Source organism: Exiguobacterium chiriqhucha RW-2, assembly GCF_000416965.1.
Classification (GTDB): domain Bacteria; phylum Bacillota; class Bacilli; order Exiguobacteriales; family Exiguobacteriaceae; genus Exiguobacterium; species Exiguobacterium chiriqhucha.
In genome coordinates this window covers 28,113-48,300 of the sequence record NZ_ATCL01000003.1, presented here as the reverse complement: position 1 = coordinate 48,300, position 20,188 = coordinate 28,113, and the positions used below count along the sequence as shown (strand labels likewise).

The 20,188-nt window shown below is 54.9% G+C and carries 19 protein-coding genes and 1 riboswitch; of the genes, 4 read left to right on the top strand and 15 right to left on the bottom strand.

Translation table 11 applies throughout. The features are described from left to right. Positions 1–3 precede the first annotated feature (3 nt). From dapD to M467_RS16410, 7 genes are all read right to left on the bottom strand, one after another. Entirely contained in the window at positions 4–711 is a 708-nt protein-coding gene (gene dapD, locus M467_RS16440; protein ID WP_021065230.1) for a 2,3,4,5-tetrahydropyridine-2,6-dicarboxylate N-acetyltransferase, read from the bottom strand. Then, positions 689–1,438 carry a 4-hydroxy-tetrahydrodipicolinate reductase gene (gene dapB / locus M467_RS16435; RefSeq protein WP_021065229.1) on the bottom strand — a complete coding sequence of 250 codons (750 nt, stop codon included), beginning with the start codon at positions 1,436–1,438 and terminating at the stop codon, positions 689–691. Before dapB ends, dapD begins: the two co-directional genes overlap by 23 nt. Then, positions 1,435–2,316, bottom strand: a complete 882-nt coding sequence (gene dapA / locus M467_RS16430) for a 4-hydroxy-tetrahydrodipicolinate synthase (RefSeq protein ID WP_021065228.1) — start codon at positions 2,314–2,316, stop codon at positions 1,435–1,437. The genes dapB and dapA overlap by 4 nt, the downstream gene beginning before the upstream one ends. A gap of 12 nt (positions 2,317–2,328) precedes the next feature. After that, positions 2,329–3,324, bottom strand: coding sequence for an aspartate-semialdehyde dehydrogenase (locus tag M467_RS16425; protein ID WP_021065227.1), 996 nt, complete (start codon positions 3,322–3,324; stop codon positions 2,329–2,331). A gap of 12 nt (positions 3,325–3,336) precedes the next feature. Then, complete coding sequence (locus M467_RS16420) at positions 3,337–4,536, bottom strand: aspartate kinase (protein ID WP_021065226.1); 1,200 nt, start codon at positions 4,534–4,536, stop codon at positions 3,337–3,339. Positions 4,537–4,650: 114 nt separating this feature from the next. Continuing rightward, positions 4,651–4,831, bottom strand: a riboswitch (Lysine riboswitch). Positions 4,832–4,908: 77 nt separating this feature from the next. Then, a complete protein-coding gene (locus M467_RS16415) occupies positions 4,909–5,337 on the bottom strand; it encodes a GNAT family N-acetyltransferase (protein WP_021065225.1) in 429 nt (142 codons plus the stop codon). Beyond that, positions 5,331–6,491, bottom strand: coding sequence for an alanyl-tRNA editing protein (locus M467_RS16410; RefSeq protein WP_021065224.1), 1,161 nt, complete (start codon positions 6,489–6,491; stop codon positions 5,331–5,333). The genes M467_RS16415 and M467_RS16410 overlap by 7 nt, the downstream gene beginning before the upstream one ends. A 96-nt stretch (positions 6,492–6,587) precedes the next feature. On the opposite strand from M467_RS16410, the gene M467_RS16405 reads away from it, so the two are divergent. After that, positions 6,588–7,316, top strand: coding sequence for a GntR family transcriptional regulator (locus M467_RS16405; protein WP_021065223.1), 729 nt, complete (start codon positions 6,588–6,590; stop codon positions 7,314–7,316). Positions 7,317–7,349: 33 nt separating this feature from the next. On the opposite strand, the gene M467_RS16400 is transcribed toward M467_RS16405, so the two are convergent. The 4 genes from M467_RS16400 to M467_RS16385 form a co-directional block, all read right to left on the bottom strand. Beyond that, entirely contained in the window at positions 7,350–8,453 is a 1,104-nt protein-coding gene (locus tag M467_RS16400) for an LCP family protein (protein WP_021065222.1), read from the bottom strand. Between the two features lie 151 nt (positions 8,454–8,604). Next, positions 8,605–9,369, bottom strand: coding sequence for a glucosamine-6-phosphate deaminase (gene nagB / locus M467_RS16395; RefSeq protein ID WP_021065221.1), 765 nt, complete (start codon positions 9,367–9,369; stop codon positions 8,605–8,607). After that, positions 9,366–10,511, bottom strand: coding sequence for an N-acetylglucosamine-6-phosphate deacetylase (gene nagA, locus M467_RS16390; RefSeq protein ID WP_021065220.1), 1,146 nt, complete (start codon positions 10,509–10,511; stop codon positions 9,366–9,368). The genes nagB and nagA overlap by 4 nt, the downstream gene beginning before the upstream one ends. A gap of 172 nt (positions 10,512–10,683) precedes the next feature. After that, positions 10,684–12,054, bottom strand: coding sequence for an MATE family efflux transporter (locus M467_RS16385; RefSeq protein WP_021065219.1), 1,371 nt, complete (start codon positions 12,052–12,054; stop codon positions 10,684–10,686). A 37-nt stretch (positions 12,055–12,091) separates the two neighbouring features. Between M467_RS16385 and M467_RS16380 the strand changes: the two genes are divergently transcribed. Continuing rightward, entirely contained in the window at positions 12,092–12,865 is a 774-nt protein-coding gene (locus M467_RS16380; protein WP_021065218.1) for a CHAD domain-containing protein, read from the top strand. On the opposite strand, the gene glsA is transcribed toward M467_RS16380, so the two are convergent. Beyond that, positions 12,862–13,803, bottom strand: a complete 942-nt coding sequence (glsA, locus tag M467_RS16375) for a glutaminase A (RefSeq protein WP_021065217.1) — start codon at positions 13,801–13,803, stop codon at positions 12,862–12,864. The two genes, M467_RS16380 and glsA, sit on opposite strands and share 4 nt — an antisense overlap. 58 nt (positions 13,804–13,861) lie before the next feature. Then, positions 13,862–14,035 carry a hypothetical protein gene (locus M467_RS31765; protein ID WP_021065216.1) on the bottom strand — a complete coding sequence of 58 codons (174 nt, stop codon included), beginning with the start codon at positions 14,033–14,035 and terminating at the stop codon, positions 13,862–13,864. Positions 14,036–14,145: 110 nt separating this feature from the next. On the opposite strand from M467_RS31765, the gene hemG reads away from it, so the two are divergent. Together hemG and M467_RS16365 are read left to right on the top strand one after the other, a co-directional pair. Continuing rightward, on the top strand, positions 14,146–15,510 hold the full coding sequence (gene hemG, locus M467_RS16370) for a protoporphyrinogen oxidase (protein ID WP_031199735.1): 1,365 nt from the start codon (positions 14,146–14,148) through the stop codon (positions 15,508–15,510). Further along, positions 15,507–16,580 carry a TIGR04053 family radical SAM/SPASM domain-containing protein gene (locus tag M467_RS16365; protein WP_021065214.1) on the top strand — a complete coding sequence of 358 codons (1,074 nt, stop codon included), beginning with the start codon at positions 15,507–15,509 and terminating at the stop codon, positions 16,578–16,580. Before hemG ends, M467_RS16365 begins: the two co-directional genes overlap by 4 nt. Before the next feature lie 38 nt (positions 16,581–16,618). On the opposite strand, the gene clpB is transcribed toward M467_RS16365, so the two are convergent. Then, positions 16,619–19,210: an ATP-dependent chaperone ClpB gene (gene clpB, locus M467_RS16360; RefSeq protein WP_021065213.1), complete on the bottom strand. Its 2,592-nt coding sequence runs from the start codon at positions 19,208–19,210 to the stop codon at positions 16,619–16,621. An 18-nt stretch (positions 19,211–19,228) separates the two neighbouring features. Continuing rightward, entirely contained in the window at positions 19,229–20,095 is an 867-nt protein-coding gene (locus tag M467_RS16355; RefSeq protein WP_021065212.1) for a DnaJ C-terminal domain-containing protein, read from the bottom strand. Between the last annotated feature and the right edge of the window lie 93 nt (positions 20,096–20,188).

The following is a 20,188-nucleotide window of genomic DNA, read 5'->3' as shown; positions in this document are numbered from 1 at the left end:
ACGTTACAGGGAGCGTAAGTCATCAACAAGTTGTGTTTTTTCTGCGGTTTTTTCATCTTTTTGCTTAATGACGCGGGCTGGTGTACCGGCAACGACGACGCCTGGCGGTACGTCTTGCGTGACGACACTACCTGCTGCGACAACGGCATTTTCACCGATGCGGACGCCTTCCAAAATGACGGCGTTCGCACCGACCATGACACCGTCTTCGATGATGACCGGATCTTTTGAAGGTGGCTCAAGAACACCCGCCACGACAGCGCCAGCGCCAAGGTGGACGTTTTTCCCGAGTGTCCCGCGGGCACCGATGACCGCGTTCATATCGACCATCGACCCGTCACCGATGACGGCACCGATATTGATGACAGCACCCATCATGACGACGACGTTGTTCCCGATTTGAACGTGGTCGCGAATGAACGAACCTGGTTCGATGCGGGCATTCAACTGCGTCGTATCGAGCATCGGTACGGCGCTGTTCCGGCGATCGTACTCGAGGTGCGTGTCCGTGATGACGGCAGCGTTCGCTTCTAGGAAAGCAGCCGCACGTTCAGCCGTTGTAAGGAACAGTTTCGACTCGTCTGTTCCAAAAGCTTTGGCATCTTCGATTGTCAGACCGGCCAATTGACCGTTAACGTACAATTTGACAGGCGTTTCTTTCTTGGCATCTTTAATGTATTGCGCGATTTCATAAGCGTTTGTGAGTAACATGAGTGGCCTCCTCGTATAGGTTCGTTAAATTGTATAGTCCGGCTGGGCGGTCAAGAATCGTTGCCGCCGCAGCGAGTGCCCCGTTCGCGAAGACGCGTTTGGACAGGGCCGTGTGTTTCAATTCAAGCATTTCGTCGTCTCCGGCAAAGAGGACGGTATGTTCTCCAAAAATCGTCCCCCCGCGTACCGAATGCATGCCGAGTTCATCGGCTGCACGCGCTTCGCGGCGCGGTGTCCGGTCATATACCGGTGTCACGTCGCGTTTCGCCTCGATGGCACGGGTGAGCAATTCCGCCGTCCCGCTCGGTGCATCGACTTTTTTGCGGTGGTGCGCCTCAATCACTTCGATGTCATAACCGAGCGTGAGCGGGACGAGTTGGTCGAGCAACTGTTTCAGGAGCGCGATCCCATAAGACGTATTATACGACTGGAAAATCGGGATCTCCTGAGACGCCGCTTCAATTTTGGCGAGCTCTGCTTCCGAGAAGCCCGTCGTCGCGATGACGAGCGGGATTTGCTTGGCTTTCCCGAACGCGAGTACGTCATCCAACAACGCCGGGTTCGAGAAGTCGATGACGACATCGACGTCGGCCTCGACATCTTGTATCGAGACGGGATGTTCCCCTCCGGCCGGTGAGACGATGGCTGCAACGGTCAAGTTTTGTGTCCGGGCGACTTCTTCGACGATCTGTCCCATCGCGCCGTATCCATGAATGAGTAAGTTCACTGTCTCACCTCATTGAACTGCTCCATTGCCGATAACAAGCGGGCCTCGGCCGTCGCGCTCATCGGGACGAGCGGGAGACGTGGTGCACCGAACTCGAAGCCGCGTGCATTCAATGCTGCTTTGACCGGAATCGGATTCACTTCCGCGAACAATTCGTCGATGACCGGGAGCAGTCGGAGCTGCCATGTGCGTGCCGTTTCCAAATCTCCGGCGAGGAGCGCTTCAGCTAATGCGACCGTTGCACCCGGATAGACGTTCGAAAGGACCGAGACAACACCTTGCGCCCCCCAAGCCATATAAGGAAGGATTTGATCATCGTTCCCGCAATAGACTGGGAACCCTTCCGGTACGTGCGCCATCATTTGAGCCATCACTGAAATATCCCCGCTCGCTTCTTTGAGCGCAGCGATGCGTGGGTGATCAGCGAGTTCCCCAACCGTTGCCGGATCAAGGGCGACGCCCGTCCGCGATGGTACGTTGTAGAGCATGAGCGGAATCGGTGACGCGTCGGCAATCGCTGTGAAGTGGGCAATCAGACCCGCTTGCGTCGACTTGTTGTAATAAGGCGTGACGACCATCGCCATCTCGGCTCCGAGTTCGGCGGCCCGTTTCGTCTTTTGAATGCTGAGCGCCGTGTTGTTCGACCCGGTTCCGGCGATGATAACGGCGCGGCCGGCAGCGACTTCAATCGCTTTGACGAGAAGCGTCTCGAACTCTTCGTCCGTGATGGTCATGCCCTCACCAGTCGTTCCCCCGATCACGAGACCGCTGACACCTTCTTTAATTTGATCTTCAATTAACGCTTCCCACGCTGTGAGATTTAGCTGACCGTCTGCTTGAAACGGTGTAGCGAGTGCGGTTGCGACTCCTGTGAACATATAATCTCCCCCTTATTTCGTAGCAGTCTGCCCAATCATGCATTGGGCGATTTGGACGGCGTTCGCTGCCGCGCCTTTTCGAACATTATCAGCGACGCACCAAAGATGGAACGTGTTCGGCTGTGACTCGTCGACACGGATACGACCGACGTACACGTCGTCTGTCCCGTTCGCATCGAGCGGTGTCGGATAGACGAGCTCCGCTGGGTTATCCATCAAGACGATACCTGGCGCGTCCGCGAGCACGGCTTTCACTTCGGCGAGCGTCGCGTCGCGGTCGAGCGTGACTGTGATGGAGACGGCGTGGCTGTTGCGGACCGGGACACGGACACATGTTGCGGTGACACCGAGGTTCGGCGCGTTTAAAATCTTGCGTGTCTCTTCAATCATCTTCTGTTCTTCTTTCGTATAACCGTTCTCTAAGAACACATCAATGTGTGGCAAGACGTTATCGTAAATCGGATACGGATAGTTCTTCGGCTCTTCCCCACGTGCTCCGCGTTCCAAGTCTTCAATCCCTTTTTGGCCCGAGCCAGAGACGGCTTGATACGACGTATAGGCGACACGCGTCAATCCGTATACTTCCGCGAGTGGTGCGAGCGCGACGACCGATTGGATCGTCGAGCAGTTCGGGTTGGCGATGAGCGTCTTGTCCGGGCTCAGTTCGACTCGGTTCACTTCCGGTACGATGAGCGGAATGTCCGCCTGCATCCGGAATGCACTCGAGTTGTCGATGACGATGACACCTTGTTCACTCAGGCGAGGCGCATATTGTTCACTGATGCTCCCACCGGCTGAGAAGAGCGCGATATCGATTGGGTCCGCATAAATCGCGTCCGACAGTTCCCGGATGACGACGTCCTTGCCGTTCACGTTCACGGTCTTCCCGACCGAACGGGCCGATGCGTACAACATCAATTCGTTAATCGGGAATTCATACTCGGTCAATACTTCAATCATCTTTTGGCCGACGGCACCGGTCGCACCGACGACGGCTACGTTATACATGTGGCGTCCTCCTTATAACTTGAAGCGGGTCGCGATGGCCGCGACGGCTGCTTCGACGTCTTGTTCGTTAATCGTGTACGAGATGCTAATCTCGGATGTCGTGACTTGATAGAATGGGATTCCGCTCTCGCGGAACGTGGCGAACAGTTCGGCTGCGACACCGGTCGCGTCACGCATGCCGATGCCGACGACCGAGATTTTCGCATGCTCGGTATGACGGTCGATTTTGATTTGTGGGAACGTCTCAGTCAGTTCCGCGAGCGCCTCTTCGAGAAACGCTTCTTCATCGAGCGGACAGGTGAACGACAGGAATACTTCACCATCGAACGCGGTCTGACTGATCATATCGATATTGACATGACGCTGTGACAATTTCTCGAAAATGTCGGCAACTCCTGCCACCGAATGTGGAATATGTTTGATTGAGACGCTGAGCACGTTCTTCACGACGCTCACGCTCGTCACCGCTTTTTGTTCCATCGCCTGTGTCATATCCATGATCCATGTTCCTCCTTCGCTCGCAAGCGTCTTTCCTACAAAGATGTTCACATCAAATTTTTTCGCGAGCTCTACGCTACGCATCTCCATCACTTTCGACCCGAGCGCGCTCATCTCCATCATCTCGTCATACGAGACGGTATCTAATCGGCGGGCCGTCGGATGGATGCGCGGGTCAGCCGTATAGACACCGGCGACGTCTGTGTAAATCTCACAGCGTTTGCTGAGGACGGCGGCCAAGGCGACAGCGGTCGTATCCGATCCGCCTCGTCCGAGCGTCGTCACATCACCGAACTCGTTGACACCTTGGAAACCGGCGACGATGACGACGTCATATGTCCGGAGCTTCTCTTCGAGCACTTCTTTGCGAATCGCCTTGATTTTACTTTTCGTGTGAATGCCCATCGTGTCGATCCCGGCTTGTTGTCCGGTAAGCGAGATGGCAGCCACGCCTCGAGAGTTTAAAGCGATGCTGAGCAGGCTGATCGTCTGCTCCTCACCGACCGCGAGCAAGCGGTCCAGTTCACGAATCATCGGGCGTTCCGTGATTTGTTTGGCGAGTGACAACAGTGAGTCAGTCGTTTTCCCCATCGCGGAGACGACGACGACAAGTTTTTCTCCGGCCGCGGCCCGTGTCTGTAAATATTCGGAAATGGCCTGGATTTGTTCAATCGTGGCAACGGAGCTGCCTCCAAATTTCAATACGGTTGTCATCAGGTTCCCCACTTTCATGATGTCCACCAACAGAAAAAGCGGCAGACCGGTAGGAAGCACTCTCCCTACGGTCTGCCGCTTGTACGCGCAGTTGAAAAACGATTAAAGAATCGTTCCGTAGATAGCGCTCCATGGCATTTCATCCATGGCAGTGTAGGCGTTATTCACGACTACCCCAGCCTTCGTTCGTACGCATGCGAACGTCGACTTCGGCGAAATTCCCCTTTCGGCTCGATCCGGAATGCGTCCGTGTCGATCAAGCGTACTCATGTCATTCGCAACCTCTATCTGTCAGTTGTTAGTTTTAGTTATAACAAATGCATCCCGGCTTGCCAACCTTTTTTTAGAAAAAAGGAAAATTTCTAAAAACAATCACCACGTCTTCTTCATCATCCGATGCGGGATGTCCGCGTCTAAAAATTCGTCCCCGTACGCCTCATATCCGAGACGCTCATAGAAAGGGAGTGCCGTCAGTTGAGCGCCAAGTTTGAGCTCATGTAACTCGCTCGTCCGGGCGACGGACTCGATAGCGAGCATAACCTCCTTGGCATACCCGTTGCCGCGCGCCGAAGCGAGTGTGGCGACGCGCTCGACTTTCCCGACTGCGTCACCGATTGGACGCAGACGCGCCGTCGTCACCGGCTCACCGTCCACCGTCCCGACGAAATGGATGCAGGCTGGGTCAAGCTCATCATATTCGATTTCAGGGGCGATGCCTTGCTCGTGAATAAACACTGTCGCCCGCACAACCCGTGCCTGTTCAATCAGTTCTGCTTCCGTGCCGTGCTCAATCTTCAACATGATACCATCCCTTCCTGAAGCCGTTTCACGATTTCTGCCGTCGCGCGTTCCAACTCGATGACCGATTCGAATCGGGCCTGGGCTTGTTTATGACTGCCGCCACCGCGACCGATGCCGAGGTCGTCGAGCGTCCGTTTTAAGAATTTACCGATGGCGATGTCATGTGTCCCGTCATGCATGAGCCATAGCTTTTGACCCGTATGATTGGCTCCGACAGCGATTCGGCCCGTCGCGGCGATGCGTTCGACGATGGTCGTCGTCAACGTCTCCGCTTCCGTCTTACCGATATGGGTGATGACGTAATTGTCTTCCTGCAAAAAGGCAGCGACTTTCGCTTTCGCGACGCGCGCCTCGAGCGCCTTCACTTCCTTGTCCCGCTCGAGACGAAGATTTCGTTCCTCGAGGACACGGGCAGCGACCGTCTCGTTCGTCGTCGATAACGTTTGGTGAATCGTCCGCAACGCCGTCCGTGACGAATGGATGGCGGACAAGGCCCGGTGACCGGCAACATACGTCAAACGAACGTTCCCACGAACTTTCTTCATCGAGGTCACATGGACGATTCCAAGTTGGCCGGTCGTCTCGACATGTGTCCCACCGCACGCGTTGTAATCGAGTCCCTCAATGTCGACGATCCGGATCATCCCGGTGCGATCGGTCGGTTTGCGTAACCGATCGACCTCGACCTCTGCGGACGCGAGTTCGTACGTGGAGACGGGACGGTTCTCAAAGATGATGCGTTGCACGTCTCGTTCCAACGACTCGATTTGAGTCCAATCGAGCGTCTCTGTCTCGATTTCAAGCGACGACTCCTCTTGTCCGATGCCGAAGCTGAGCGTCTGAATGCCGTATTCGTCTTCCAATAAAGCTGTCAACACGTGCTGAGCCGTGTGTTGAATCGAGTGGTCGTGACGGATCGCTTCATCGACTATGCCGGTCACGAACGTCCCACGTTCGAGCCCCGGTTCGACTAAATGCCAGACGACCTCCTCGACCCGTTGCACATCGAGAACGGGTTGTCCGTCGAGTGTTCCGACGTCCGGAGGTTGGCCCCCGCCTTCCGCATAAAATAATGTGGATTCAAGCGCGACCCACGTCCCGCGCGCATCGGTGCGCACGTCGGTCACCGTCGTTTCAAATTGCCATGGCTTCATCTTGATCGCCGCCTTTTCTGTAGGATATGTTCAGACAACTAGTCTAATTTGGTCTATAATAAGAAACACTTACTTTAGCAGTCAGGAGCGATATGCATGTTACAGATTGATAAACAATCACCGCTACCTATTTATTATCAAATCGAAGCCTATTTAAAGCAACAAATAGATGCCGGCGAGCTCCAACCCGGGGAATCCATCCCATCCGAACGGGAGTTTTCAGAGCGCTATAACGTCAGCCGGATGACGGTCCGCCAAGCGATCACAAACTTGGTCAACGCCGGTTATTTGAGCCGTCAAAAAGGCCGAGGCACGTTCGTCGCCAACAAGAAAATCACGATGGCCTTGTCCGGATTGACAAGTTTCTCGGAAGAAATCAAACATCGGGGCATGCGTCCGTTTAGCCGCCTGTTGTCGTTCCAGACGATTTCAGCCCCGGCCAAAATCGCCCAAAAATTGAGCGTCGCGCTCGACACGCCCGTCTATGAGATGCGACGTCTCCGTCTCGCCGATGAGAACGTGCTCGCCCTCGAGACGGCATACATCCCGGTCGCCTTACTACCGAACTTGACCGAGACAGATGCCGTCGGTTCGATTTACGAGTTCGCCGAGCAGTCAGGGCTCCGGTTGAAGAATGCGACCCAAACCCTCGAGGCGAGGAGCTCGGGACCGGAGGAAGCAAAGCTGTTGACGATTTCTCCGAACGCCCCTGTGCTCTTAATCGACCAACGGACGTATCTCGAGAACGGGGACATGTTCGAATATAGCCGTTCCTTGTTCCGCGGCGACGCCTACTCGTTCACCGTTGCGATGGAACGCACATAAAAAATGGTTTGCCGCGGACGGCAAACCATTTTTTTATTGTGCTTCATACGTGATTCCGGCTGGGTCGTACATATACGTCTCAAGCTCGGTATCGGTCATCGGCTCGACTTCATTCCCGGCATCGGCCTGTTGGACGCGATAACGAACTTCTTCGAGCAACGGCTCGTTCAAGAAGTAATAGAAATGACCGTCGACACCGCGGGCCCCTTCACCGGTCAACTGATATTGAACCGTGTTGTTGAGGGCGCCGACGTCCTCGATTAAACGCATATAATCGTTCGGACCGAGCGTCGTCTGCATGTTGTCCCCGACTGCTTTCAACACTTTGTCGTAGTTGTTGATGAGCGACGTGCCGAGCGCTTGGTCAAGGACGGCATTGATGACTTCCATCTGACGCTGTCCGCGACCGATGTCTCCGCGTGGATCGTCATAGCGGTTACGGACGTAAGCGAGTGCCTCTTCGCCCGATAACTGCTGAAGCCCTGCTTCGACTTGGACGACTTCTCGTGAGGCGTCGTAACTCTTCTGTTCAGACGAGAACGGGACGTCGATTTCGACCCCGCCTACGGCATCGATGAAGTCGACGAACCCTTGGAAGTTGAGGGAGACGACGTGGTCGATGTCGATGCCGACCAAGTCTTCAATCGTGTTCGTCGCCATCCGCATACCGTTGTTCGGGTTCGATTCATCCATCGACCCGAAGTAATAGGCGTGCGTGATTTTGTCTTGATCGAGACCCGTCTTACCGTACGGGATATTGAAGCCCGTATAGTCGATGTTGACGTACGAGTCACGCGGGATGCTGAGCATCGTCGTCTGTTTGTTTTTCTTGTTCAGAATGACGACAATCATGACGTCAGACCGACCATACTCGCCGCGCGCTTTCTTCTGCGGGGACAAGTCCGTCCCGAGCACGAGGAAGCTCTCGGTATCCTCTTTATCAAATCGAGTCGGTTCGATAGTCGGATCATCCTCAAGCGTCACTTGAGTACCTGACAGCATGTTATGCGCTTTATAAAAAGCCGTTCCATACATGCTTGAGCCGACGATGACGGCAATCAATACAAGGGCGCTGAACAGCTTATAAAACGCAGACGGGCCTTTGCGCCGTCTACGAGCTTGGGTTCTTGAATTCATGAGTTTCTCCTTCGCGATCGAATGATATGAGCTTCACCTATTATAGAGGAAACCTCGACTTTTGTCGAAAACGTTTTGATTACAAATCCATTTCCATACAATTTCCCACAGTTAACGAGAAAAAAACCTGGAGACACTTGTCTCCAGGTCATCAAGCTCGGATCGAAAAGAATCGGTCGGCCGCTTCACTGCCACGCGCCTGTAACACATTGCTACAAGCCGAGGCCGCTTCGGCATCGAGCACGATGGTCACACTTGGATGCGCCTGTAAGATGGAAGCCGGCCAGTCAATCGTCGGCACGCTCTCAATCATGTGATGCACGGCTTCGGCTTTACGGGTACCGGTCGCGACGAGGACGATCTCGCGTGCGTTCATAATCGTATCGAGTCCCATCGTGATGGCCTGCGTCGGCACGTCTTCGATTGAATCGAAGAAACGGCGGTTCGCTTCACGCGTCGACTCGGTCAGTTCGGTCACATGCGTCTTCGCATCGAGCGCGGTACCCGGCTCATTGAAGGCGATATGTCCGTTCTCTCCGATGCCTAGCAATTGCAGGTCGACACCAATCGAGCGGACGAGCTGTTCATAGCGAGCCGCTTCCGCTTCCGGGTCGGCCGCGTCACCGTGAGGCAGATGGCTCTGTTTGAATGGGATGTCATTGAACAGCTTCTCTTCCATGAAGTGATGATAGCTTTGCGGATGACTCGGCGCGAGCCCGATATACTCATCAAGATTAACGCTCGTCACATGACTGCAGTCGAGCCGATCTCGTTTGAACATCTGATACATCCCGACCGGTGTACTGCCCGTCGCGAGTCCGAGCACGAAATCGCGCTTCCCGGCGACCCGTTCCTTGATGAGTGTATATGCGATTTCTTCTGCGTCCGTCGGTGTGTTCGCCACTAATATGTTCATTGCATGTCCTCCTTCGAATAACTGACCTGTCCTTGATGAATCGTCGTCACGACCGTCATCGCGTCATCCCAAATGACGAGATCCGCGTCGAAGCCAGGCGCGATGGCCCCTTTGTTCGTCAAACCGAACTCACGCGCTTGGTTCGCCGACGTCATCTTCACCGCTTCTTGCACCGTGCATCCCGTGTATAACAGCATGTTGCGGAACGCCGCGTCCATCGTCAAGACGCTGCCGGCCAAGTTCCCGGCTTCGAGTCGAGCCGCCCCGCCTTCGACGATGACCGGTTGACCCCCGAGTTCATAACGGCCGTCCGGAAGACCTTTGGCGCGCATCGCATCCGTAATGACGACGAGACCGTCTGCCCCTTTCATGCGATAGGCGAAGTCGACCATCTCGTGACGGCTGTGAATCCCGTCTGGAATGATTTCAACCATGACGTCCCGCTCCAACAGACAATAGCCGACCGTTCCCGGCTCCCGATGATGAATCCCTCGCATCTGATTGTATAAGTGCGTGCCATGCTTGACGTTCGCTTCCTTGTTCTCGGCAAACGTGGCGTTCGTGTGTCCGGTCGATCCGATTGCACCTGTCTCACCCATCACCTGTTCAAGCTCACGTGCTCCCGGACGTTCCGGCGCATACGTGACGAGGCGAATGTGACCGCCCGCTTCCTGTTGCCATGTGCGGAATTGACTTGCATCGGGATCGATAATATATTCGGCCGGCTGTGCCCCTGCATTGTCGACGTTGACGAACGGTCCCTCTAGATGGATACCGACGAGTGACGTGTCTCCCGCCTCGATGACAGTCCGGGCTGCTTGCAACGCCTTCGTAATGGCAGTCGGTGACTGTGTAATCGTCGTCGCAAAATAAGACGTCACACCTTCAGCGAGCATCGAACGGCTGAGATGACGTAGTCGATCCACGTCCGCATCCATCGTATCGACGTCGTAACCGCCATGGATGTGGACGTCAATCATGCCTGGCGTCACGAGTGCCCCACGAACGTCAATCTCTTTATCTGTTCCTGCCTGATAGTCCTCCATCGCACCGACGCTCACAATCGTCTTGCCATCGAATTGGATATAGCCTCGTTCCCACGTTTCGTCCCCCGAAACGATGTGTGCATTGATGATCACCATAATCGGTCATCCACCTTTCTTCAAGTAGCTTCATCGTTATCATATCAAAAACCAGTATAGTTGTATAGACCAATATTACTAACTGACAAACTCGATTTCCCCAGTTCTTTGCCCATCCTGTTTCCCCCTCAAACAACAAAAAGGCTGACGCCATAGCGTCAACCTGTCTCGGTTAGGATGTTTCGTTCGTAATCGGTTGGGCCTCATACCGTTTGACGATATGAATGAGACGCATGACCAGCAACACGGCTCCGGCCGCTAGACCCGCAATCAAACCAATCCAATAGCCGTCCGGTCCGAAACCGAACCTTTCGGCGAGTGTATAGCCGAGCGGGAGGCCGATGACCCAATAGGCGATGAGCGACAAGATGAGCGTCACGTTGACGTCCTTGAACCCACGCAAAATCCCTTGAATCGGGGCGGCGACCGCATCCGATAATTGGAAGAAGACCGCAAAAATCATGAAGTGGGCCGCGAGTTCCACGACGGCCGCATCGTTCGTATAGATGGCCGCAACCCGTTCATTTTGCCAAAACAGAAGCGCTCCCGAGAATGATGACACACCGAGACAAAGGACGATACCGATTTTGGCATAGCGTACGGCATCCTTCAGCCTCCGGGCCCCGAGCTCATAGCCGACGACAATCGTCAGCGCGCTCGACGCGGACAACGGCAACATATAGACAAATGAAGCGAAGTTGATGGCCGCTTGGTGGGCCGCGACGATATTGTCTCCATATTCACTCAAGAGCAACGTCACCGCCGCAAAGATGCTCACTTCCGCAAAAATGGCGAGACCGATCGGTGTCCCGAGCTTGAGCAGTTCTTTCTGTCTCGGCCAGAAGATACGCTCCACTGAGCGCAAGAAACGATATTCAAGGAAAGGCTTGCCGTTCCGGACAAACGCGAACGCCATAAAGAAGAGCAACCAATATGTGATGGCCGAGGCGATTCCCGCCCCGACACCGCCATACGCCGGGACGCCGAGTTTTCCAAAGATGAAGATGTAATTTAATCCGACGTTAATGGGTAACCCTAATAGTATAAGTAGCATCGAGATTCGCGTTTTGCCGAGCGAGTCCATGAGCGTGCGTAGCACGTTGAACAAGAACATCGGCAACACCCCGAATCCGAGTGCGAGCAAATACCCTTTGGCAATCCGTTTCCCTTCCTCACTCAGTCCCATGCCGTCGACAGCAGTCGGGACGAGCCAAAAGCCGAGCAAGAGCGTCGCGATGCTCAGACCGATCGCTAAGTATACGCCTTGGTACAGCGTCCGTTGAATCTGCTGGATATTGCGGGCCCCGAGCGCCTGGGCGACGATTGGGGCGACAGCGAGCAGAATCCCGCTCAACCCCGTATACACCGGCATCCATAAACTCGACCCGACACCGACACCCGCCAAATCGACGGCGCCGGCTCGGCCCGACATGACTGTGTCAAAAAAGCTGATTAAGTAAAAGGACACTTGTGTCACCAAAATCGGGAAGAAGATGGTGAAGAACAGTTTGATTTTTTCATTTAGTGAATGTGTTTGATACATGGGCAACCTCATCTCATTTCAGAAAGGAAAAATTAGAATGAATCAACGGAATGCGGAAAAATTAAAATATGAGCTGTTAGAGACGTGGAACACGTTCAATCATTATATGACCGAGGCGCTCACGTTTCAAAACAGTGAAGATATCCACCAAGCCCGGGTCCATCTACGCAAGCTATTGACGTTCATGCAACTGTACGACACGAAGCCTTCGACGTATCGTCAATTGAAACAGTTGATGGAGGCGCTCGGTGCGGTGCGTGACGGAGACGTCCTGCTTGAAGGGCTCGCCGTCGAGACCGAGCTCGATCAAGCTTTTGTTGAGCATGTCGAAACACAACGGGCCAAAGACCGCACGCTGTTGAAAGCGCGTGTGACCGAAAAAATGACGCCTTCGCTTGACCAGCAAGTCCGTCGCTTCATTGGCGGGCAGCTGTTCCGCGCCTTTCGCAAACAAGACGCGGCGGTGTTTCTCGATAAAGCCAAAGCCGACCGCAAGCGGCGCATCGCGACCCATCACGCAGCGACGAAACGGAACGACCGGCTCGATACCCTCCACAAAGTCCGGCTCGCCGTGAAGCGGGAGCGCTATTTGAATGAGTACTTATTGAACTATGAGCCGAGCGCCTCAAAAGACCAAGTTCAAAAACTGAAGCGGCTCCAGACCGAACTTGGTGATATGAATGACCGGCATCAGCTGTTGTTGCGCTGGACCGATTTCACGCCGCCCGCCGCCTTGACCGACGACTATAAAGAAGTCGTCCAGAAGCTGCACACCCGACTCGACGAATCGGTCGACGCCATCAAGCTTTAGCGCGACGTGTAGCGTTCGACGAGCAGTTCAAGCAACTTCATCCCGGCAATCGAGTTCCCTTTTGAATCAAGGGCAGGCCCAAAAATACCAAAGCCGACATCACTCAATCCGAGCTCGTGTTTGCCGGTCGCGAGAATCGCACCCGACACCCCGCTCTTTCCAGGCAGGCCGACACGGACGGCAAATTCACCCGATGCGTCGTACATGCCGCACGTCGTCATGATGGCTTTGACGATACGGACGACGCGACGCGGAATCAATTCCTCGCCTGTGACCGGGTCTTCGCCGTTACCGGATAGAATCCGGCCGATGCGAGCCAAGTCAAAACAATCGATTTCGATGGCACACTGTTTCGTATACACATCGATAATCTCATCGACATCGCCCTCGACGATTCCGTGATGGCGCATGAAATAGAGCAAGGCCCGGTTCAAGTCGGTCGTCTCGTATTCCGAGCGAGCGACTTTTTCGTTATACGTGACTTCCTCGACCGGAACATCGAGCAACGTCGCCAAAAATTGACGGAACTGATAGATTTTCAGCTCCGCCGTGTCCCCTAAAATCATGCTCGTGACCGCGAGCGCCCCGGCGTTAATCATCGGATTGAGCGGTTTCGATGGCACCGTCTCTTCAAGTTTGGCAATCGAGTTGAACGCATCCCCCGTCGGTTCCATGCCGACTTTCGAGAACACGTAATCTTCCCCGAACTCCATCAAGACGTAACAGAGCGTCAACGCCTTTGACACGCTTTGAATCGTGAACTTATGATGGACGTCCCCCGCATGAATATAAGAACCATCAGGTAGGCAAATCGCCACGCCGAGCAAATCATCTTGTACATGCGCGAGCTCCGGAATATAGTCGGCGACTTTTCCTTGTGCTGTGTACGGACGACACTCGTCGACCAAATGCGCCAACTGCTGTTCCAATACGTTCATCCAATCACCCCATGTCCGATAGTTTTTACCCGGGTCATCTTAACATATTTGAAGACGGTTAACCATCAAGTGGACCGTCTTCCTTATCCGGCTTATACCATTCCTCGTCGGCCCATATGACCGATGGGCTGTCCTCGTCACCTTCGAGCTTCTCACCATGCCGATTCATCGAGACGATGAACGCGATAATACCGACCACGACGACCGCCGCCGTTATCCCGAACCAAACCATAAGTGGTCCTCCTTCCAATCGTGACGAATTTGTCTAGAACCGTGTGAGACTTATCCTATGTCTACGTCAACATTCTCGGTACCGTTAGTAGGAATACTACATAGAAATGGGTGAATGGATTGAACAAGATTGCAATCATCGGTGGAGGGATTACCGGCATGGCCGCCGCGTATTATGCGAAACAGGCGGGAGCGCATGTCACATTGTATGAAGCAAGTGACCGGATTGGCGGAAAAATCAAGACCGTTTATCGAGACGGATTCGTCTTAGAATGCGGGCCGGACGGATATATGGCTCGTAAGCCGACATTGACCGAGCTGATCACCGAACTTGGGCTTGACGACGATCTCGTCCGGTCGATGACCGGGACCTCGTACATTTACGTCCGGAACCGACTGCGACAGATGCCCGCAGGTTCGGTTATGGGCATCCCGACCAAGTTCTGGCCGATGGTCAAGACGGATCTGTTCACATGGCGCGGCAAGTTTCGGGCCGGTATGGACCTCGTGTTGCCCCGCGTCTATGCGGGATCAGATATCTCGCTCGATACGTTCTTTCGGGCCCGGCTCGGGTCGGAAGTCGTCGAGGCGATGATCGAACCGCTCCTGTCTGGGATTTACAATGGTACGCTCGACGATATGAGCATCGAGTCTACTTTCCCTCAGTTTATCACGATTGAACAAAAAACACGCAGCCTGATTCTCGGTATGAAAGCATTGACACCTCCTGTCCAAGCCGGTGTCAAACCGCGCGAGGCCGGGAAATTTCTATCGCTCGGCCAAGGGCTTGGTGTCTTGATTGAGGCGCTCCGTCCATCGATTGACCGCCTCTGTCTCGGGACACAGGTCGCGGCAGTCCGGCCCCATGAAGTGGTGCTCGAGGACGGAACGGTCGAGTCGTTTGACGGCATCGTGTTAGCCACCTCGCCGAACGCGCTCGGCCCTCTACTCGGTCTCCCGGAAGCGGAACGGTTGTCGTCATTGAAACGCACGTCTTCCATCACCGTGCTCGCGGCGTTTGAGAAAACAGACGTCGAGTCACTCGACGGGACGGGCTACGTCATCGCCAAAAGCGAAGGCAACGCCTTGACCGCTTGTAGCTGGATGCATAAGAAATGGCCGCATATGGCACCCGAAAACAAGGCGCTGTTACGCGTCTACATCGGCTCCGCGTTCGTTCCCGACCTGTTGACGGAATCCGACGAGACGATTGCCGACTTCGCGCTCCGTGAGCTTCAAAAAATTCAACACGTCGGTAACCCGATCTTCACGAGAGTCGAGCGTCATGTCGACACGATGCCGCAGTATGAGGTCGGCCATAAACAATACGTGCGCGCGTTCGAGGAAACATTGTCCTCCCTCGACGGCGTCGAAGCTTGTGGGGCGATTTTACACGGCGTCGGTCTCCCCGACTGCGTCGACTCGGCCAAACAAGCCGTCACCCGCATCATGGCAAGACAGGTGGTGTCCGTATGAAACGAATCGACTACAACGAAAATCCGTTCATCGTCATTTGGGAAGTGACACGCGCCTGTGCACTGTCATGCGTCCATTGCCGGGCCGAGGCCCAGTTCCATCGTTATCCGGGTGAACTCGACACCGCCCAAGGTAAGGCGCTCATCCGCGACATTCATGCGATGGACAACCCGATTCTTGTTTTCACAGGTGGCGATCCGCTCATGCGCGAAGACTTGTTCGAGTTGACGGAATACGCCGCCTCGCTCGGAATGCGCGTATCGATGACCCCATCGGCAACGCCACGCGTGACCCATGACGCCGTCAAACGGGCGAAAGATGCCGGATTGACGCGTTGGGCGTTCTCGCTCGACGGTCCGGACGCCAAGTCACACGACTATTTCCGGGGTACCCGCGGCAGTTTCGAACGGACGTTGCGCGGCATCTCTTATTTCCGGGAAGAAGGCATGTCATTCCAAATCAATACGACGGTCACGGAATATAACGTCGATCAACTCCCGGACATCGCCAAACTCGTCGGTGAACTCGGTGTGTCGGTGTGGACGCTGTTCTTCCTCGTGCCGACCGGCCGCGGGTCGCTCCTGCAGCCCATCTCCCCAGAACGGCATGAAGAAGTACTCCGCTGGGCGTTCGCTTTGCAAGAACACGTCCCATTCATCATCTCGACGACCGAAGCCCAGTTTTATCGGCGTATCGCCCGGCAAGAGAACTTGAAACGAAAACAAGTTGGATTGTCGCCCATCGGCCATCCGCATGACGATCTCGCCAAGGCACCCCGCGGCACGAATGACGGGAACGGTTTCGTGTTCATCTCGCATACGGGCGACGTGCAGCCGTCCGGTTTCTTACCGATTACGTGCGGCAACGTGAAACAAACACCGCTCGCCGAGATTTACCGGCACCACCCGGTTTTTAAATCACTACGCGATCCCGATACCCACCACGGAAAATGCGGCTACTGCGAGTATCGTTACGTATGCGGCGGCTCGCGGGCTCGCGCTTATGCCGTCACCGGCGACTATAAGGCCGAAGAACCGTACTGCATCTATCAACCTACACCTATCTCATAAACAAAGAGCGCCGGCATCAGCCAGCGCTCTTTCAATGTTTAATGCGTCACCGTCGCGGGACGAAGCGTCAACTCGTCGTTCTCGACATCGATGACGACCGTCTGGCCGTCCTCGATATCTCCGGCGAGAATACTACGGGCAAGTTTCGTCTCAATCGTCCGTTGTACGTACCGGTTGATCGGACGGGCCCCGAACTGTGGCTCATACGCCTCGTCGGCGATGAACACTTTCGCTGCATCCGTGATCTCGATTTGAATCGAGCGCGCCGTCAAGCGACTACCCATGCGCGCGACCGCTTTCTCGACGATTTGGCCGATTTGAGCCCGCGTGAGCGGATGGAACAAAATCGTCTCATCGACCCGGTTCAAAAACTCGGGACGGAAGTGGCGGCGGAGCCGCTCGATGACTTGGCGTTCTTCCGCCTCATCGATGACACCATCTTTCGCCGCTTCGAGCAAGATGTCGGCCCCGATGTTCGATGTCATGATGACGATTGTGTTTTTGAAGTCGACGACACGTCCGTGCGAATCGGTCAAGCGACCATCATCGAGCAGTTGCAGCAAGATGTTGAACACATCGGCGTGCGCTTTCTCGACCTCATCGAGCAGGAGCACCGAGTACGGGTTGCGGCGGACTGCTTCCGTCAACTGGCCGCCCTCTTCATAGCCGATATAACCTGGAGGCGCCCCGACGAGACGCGACACGGCGTGTTTCTCCATATACTCGCTCATGTCGAGACGTACGATATGGTCTTCCGAGTCGAACATCGCCTCGGCGAGCGCTTTCCCGAGTTCGGTCTTCCCGACACCCGTCGGTCCGAGGAACAAAAACGAGCCGATCGGACGGTTCGGATCTTTAATGCCGGCTCGAGCCCGAATGACGGCATCACTGACGAGGCGAATCGCATCGTCTTGTCCGAAGACACGTTGATGGAGCACCGTCTCGAGGTTGAGCAACTTGTCTCGCTCTCCTTCGGTCAATTTCGTCACGGGGATCCCCGTCCATTTCGAGACGACCTCGGCGATTTCTTCCTCGGTCACTTCTTCGCGGACGAGTTCACGTGTCACCGAACCGGCGAGCCGTTCCGCTTCCGCGAGTTCACGCTCGAGTTCCGGGATACGGCCATATTTGAGCTCGGAGGCCCGGTTCAAATCGTAGCGGCTCTCAGCTTCTTGCAGTTCGAGCTTCACTTTCTCCAAGTCGCCACGGATGTGTTGCACGCGATGCGTCGACTCTTTCTCGTTCTCCCAACGGAGTCGGAGCGCGTCCGACTGTTCGCGAATCGAGGCGAGTTCTTGTTGCAGCGCATCGAGTCGTTTCTTCGAGGCGTCATCACTTTCTTTCTTCAAGGCCGCCTCCTCAATCTCGAGTTGCATGACGCGGCGTACGAGTTCATCGAGTTCGGCCGGCATCGATTCCATCTCCGTCCGAATCATCGCACACGACTCATCGACGAGATCAATCGCCTTGTCCGGCATGAACCGGTCGGTGATGTAGCGGTTCGATAAGACGGCCGCTGCGACGAGCGCGTTGTCATGAATGCGGACACCGTGGTGAATCTCGAAGCGTTCTTTCAAACCGCGCAAAATCGACACCGTGTCTTCGACGTCCGGTTCGTCGACGAGCACTTGTTGGAAACGGCGCTCAAGTGCCGGGTCCTTCTCGATATATTGGCGATACTCATCGAGTGTCGTCGCGCCGATGCAGTGGAGTTCGCCGCGGGCGAGCATCGGTTTGAGCATGTTCCCGGCATCCATCGCCCCTTCGGACTTGCCGGCCCCGACAATCGTATGCAGTTCGTCAATGAAGAGGATGATTTTCCCTTCCGCTTCTTTCACTTCGTTCAAGACAGCTTGGAGCCGCTCTTCGAACTCACCGCGATATTTGGCCCCGGCGACGAGCGAACTCATATCGAGGCTGAAAATCGTCTTATCTTTCAAGCTTTCCGGAACGTCACCGCGAACGATGCGTTGGGCGAGCCCTTCGACGATCGCCGTCTTCCCGACACCCGGTTCTCCGATTAAGACCGGATTGTTTTTCGTCTTCCGGCTCAAGATGCGGATGACGCGCCGAATCTCGCTATCACGCCCGATGACGGGATCGATTTTGCCGGTCTTCACTTCTTGAATCAAGTCGCGGCCATACTTCGTCAAGACATCATACGTCGCTTCCGGCGACTTCGACGTGATGCGCCGATTTCCGCGGACGGCGACAAGCGCCTCGCGTAGTTTCTCTTCGGTCACACCTTTGCGCTCGAGCATGCTTTGCGCTTGGCTCTTATTCATAATGATGCCGAGCAGGACGTGCTCGACCGAGACGTACTCGTCACTCATACCGGTCGCTTCCCGTTCCGCCGTCGTCAACACGTTCAACAGCGAGGCCGAGATCATCGGCGTCGTCGGCGTCTGAAGCTTCGGTGCGTTCTTGAGTGCCATCGCGACCTCGGCCTCGATGTCGGCGACGCTCAATTCCATTTTTTGCAGTAGGAGCGGCGCGATGCCGTCCGTTTGTGAAATCATCGACGCCAAGACGTGCCATTCGTTCATCTCGCTATGGTGGTACTGTTTCGCAAGTGCCTGCGAACTGACGATGCCTTCATGTGCTTTATCGGTAAATCGATTGAAATCCATTCTGCTTCCTCCTTAGGCTCAACGTTCGAGTTGTTCGTAAACAGATCGGTGGCCGGCGTCTAGCGGCAAGTCAACTTCAAGTTGGACGAAGAGATCCGACCGGACTTTCGAGGCGGTCATGAACCCGCGCCCTGGGATGCGCATCCGTTGACCCGGGCGTGACCCCGGTTTCACTTTCAGTTTGACCCGGCCACCATCTAATGTCGCCACGACGACTTCTGTGCCGTCGAGGAAAGCGAGCGGGCGCAACCGTTTGACGGTAATGACGTTCGCTCCTTCTCGACGGTACGTATCATCATCCGTGAAATGCAGCTCAACGTACACGTCGCCGCGGTCACCCGCTTGTCCGACCTTGCTGCTCTTACCTTTGAGCCGTAACTTTTGCCCTTCGTGGGCGCCTTGCGGGATTTTCACGTTGACCGTTCCCGTCTGGAGACGCAGACTCACTTTGGAATCAGACGTCAATTGACTGAGTGGGACGTTGACACGGACCGTCTCATCGAGGTCTTCTTCGACCGCTTGATTAAAGAAGCTACCAAACATGTCCTCGAACCCGAACGTCCGCGACGTCGTCCGTGACCCGCCGCCAAACTGACGGAACAAGTCTTCGAACTGGGCCGATCCTTCCCCATATCCGTCGCCGCTGTAAGTCCCTCCGCCGAACGTCGGTCCTTCTGGACTGCCATAGCGGTCATAGTTCGCTTTCTTATCAGGATCACTCAGCACATCGAACGCTTCTTGGATTGCTTTGAACTTGTCCTGTGCGCCCGAGTCTTTGTTCACATCCGGATGGTATTGTTTTGCCAGTTTTCGATACGCTCGCTTAATGTCTTGGTCGGACGCCTCTTTCGGCACGCCAAGGACGTCATAATAGTTTTTTGCCATCTCGTTTCACCTCACCTATTTCTTTCCCGATTCTGTTAAGTCTATTCTACCGATTTGGTCAAAGAAGGTCAAAGAATTTCCTCGTTACTTAGC